General features: G+C 65.3%; 2 protein-coding genes. One reads left to right on the top strand and one right to left on the bottom strand.

The genetic code is table 11. The annotated features are described in order from the left end of the window. On the top strand, positions 1-715 hold a 715-nt coding region (locus EN879_RS33335), incomplete at its 5' end, for a LysR substrate-binding domain-containing protein (protein WP_127274579.1). A gap of 3 nt (positions 716-718) precedes the next feature. On the opposite strand, the gene EN879_RS33330 is transcribed toward EN879_RS33335, so the two are convergent. Continuing rightward, on the bottom strand, positions 719-1,990 hold the full coding sequence (locus EN879_RS33330; RefSeq protein WP_063167556.1) for an FAD-binding oxidoreductase: 1,272 nt from the start codon (positions 1,988-1,990) through the stop codon (positions 719-721). Positions 1,991-2,075: the final 85 nt, after the last annotated feature.

Below are 2,075 nucleotides of genomic sequence, written 5' to 3'. Positions count from 1 at the left end.
CGGCAACACGCTGGCCGAAGCGATCCGCGAGGGTCTCGGCACCATCAGGCAAGCGGTCGAGGATTTGACCGCGCACGACAGCGATACATTCGTGGTCGGCTGCAGCCACGACTTCGCGCAGGCATGGCTGATGCCGCGCTTCGGCCTCATCACATCGCAGGTTGCCGATGGCCGGGTGCTGCTGCAGACATCCACCGACTACAGGGATTTCGACCAGCCTGAAGTGGCATTGTCGATCCGTTTCGGCGAAGCCGGGCAATGGCCCGACTTCGTGACCGAAAAACTGCTCGAGGGTGAGTGGTTCCCGGTTTGCGCGCCGGCGTTCCTGGCGCGTTATCCGGCGCTCGCCTCGGAAGAGCCTGAGGCTTTCCTGGCAGTGCCGCTGCTGCATCAGGTGACGCCGCCGGGCGCGATCGACAGTTGGCAATCGTGGGTCGGAACCGACCGGAAACTCGACGGACCTCGGTTCACCGGCTACATGTCGATGATACACGAAACCATCGCCGGGCGCGGCGCGGCGCTCGCCTGGGCGGGATTTGCCGACGAGCATCTGCGCCGCGGCCAGCTCGTCCGGCTGACCAAGACCTCGCGGCGCCACGCCGGCTCCTTCCACATCGTCATGAGGAAGAACGCCGGCCCGGTTGTCAGGGCGGTGGCGCAGGCGCTGCTCGGCAGCGTCGGCGACAGCTTGCAGGCAAGCGCCGGGGGCAGCTGACGATCAGGCCTCGCGACCAAACCGCGACGCCTCGTGACGCGCGCCCCAGGCCGGCATGGCGGCCTCGATCTCGGCTTCCGACTTGAAGGCGTTGGAGGCGTAGCGATCGACACGGAACCGCTCGACGGAAACGAACGGGGTCTGCCCGAGAACCAGTTCGCAAGAGAGCCGGCCAAGACCCGGTCCATGGGTGACGCCGCTCTCATTGTCGCCACCGACGACCACGATATTGTCGCTGCCGGGGACTTTGCCGACGATAAGGTTGTTGTCGGGCGTGTAGCACGGCACGCCTTGCGCCCAGCTCGCGATCGTCGAACCGCGCAGCGGCGGGAACACCGTCTGCAACTCGGCAAGCTCCTGCTCGGAGGTTTCCTGCATCAGCCCGATATTGTGCGGCTGGCCGGGTTCGATTTCGCTGTCGTTCGTCTTGTTGAGAGGTTTGTAGTGCCGGCCGGTTCCCCACATTATGGCGCCGAATGTCTCGCGCAGCCACAGCCGCAATTCGCGGCACTGGACGGTGGGAATGGTCGATGGCAGCCCACGGTCGTCGGTGACGATGCGCGTTGCAACGACGCGCAGCAGCGGCAACTGCCAGCCAAGGCCTGACAGGACCTGGTTGTTCCAGGCGCCGGCGGCAACAATCACGCCATCAGCCTCAAGACCGCCCTGGTCGGTCTCGATCGTCACCCGGTCGCCGGCATCATGGACGGCAGTCACGCGTGTGTTGCTGCGGAAGACGCCGCCGAGCTCGCTGATCTGGCCGGTCAGCACCCCCATCGCCAGCTTGGTGTCGAGCTGGATGCCGTGCGGATTGTAGGCCGCCGAATGGACCCGGGCCGGATCGATGAGGCCCTGCATCTTCTGCCCGATCTGCACGGCGTCCAGGTCCTGCATTTCCGGCGGCGCATAGGGAGAATCCAGCACCGGGCGGACGAAGCGTTCGCGCCCGTCCTCGGTCAGCGCCATGATCAAGGTGCCGTTCGGCCGATAACCAATCTCGGCGCCGACCTCGTGCAGCCTGCGATAGAAATCGAGGCCATATTGCTGCAGCTGAAAGCCCTCTTCACCGAGCGGGATCATGCCGGCGGACCAATGGGAGACGAAGCCAGCACCGGCGCTTGTGGTTGCGGCACCCGGCTGGCCGGCATCGATGACCGTCACCCGGCGCACGCCGGACCGCAGCAGATGGAAAGCCGCGCTGCAGCCGATGATGCCGCCGCCAATCACCGCGATATGCCTGCTATCGCTGCCGCCATGGCTTCCGTTTGAACTCATCTTTGTTCTCCCTTTTGCCGATGTTCCGGTCGGAGCGACATACAGCGACGGCGACCATACAGGCTCGTCCCGGACTGTCTAGACA

The organism is Mesorhizobium sp. M7A.F.Ca.AU.002.02.1.1, from assembly GCF_003998535.1.
Taxonomy (GTDB): domain Bacteria; phylum Pseudomonadota; class Alphaproteobacteria; order Rhizobiales; family Rhizobiaceae; genus Mesorhizobium; species Mesorhizobium ciceri.
The sequence above is the reverse complement of the archived record's forward strand: the minus strand, read 5'-3'. Positions and strand labels throughout refer to the sequence as shown.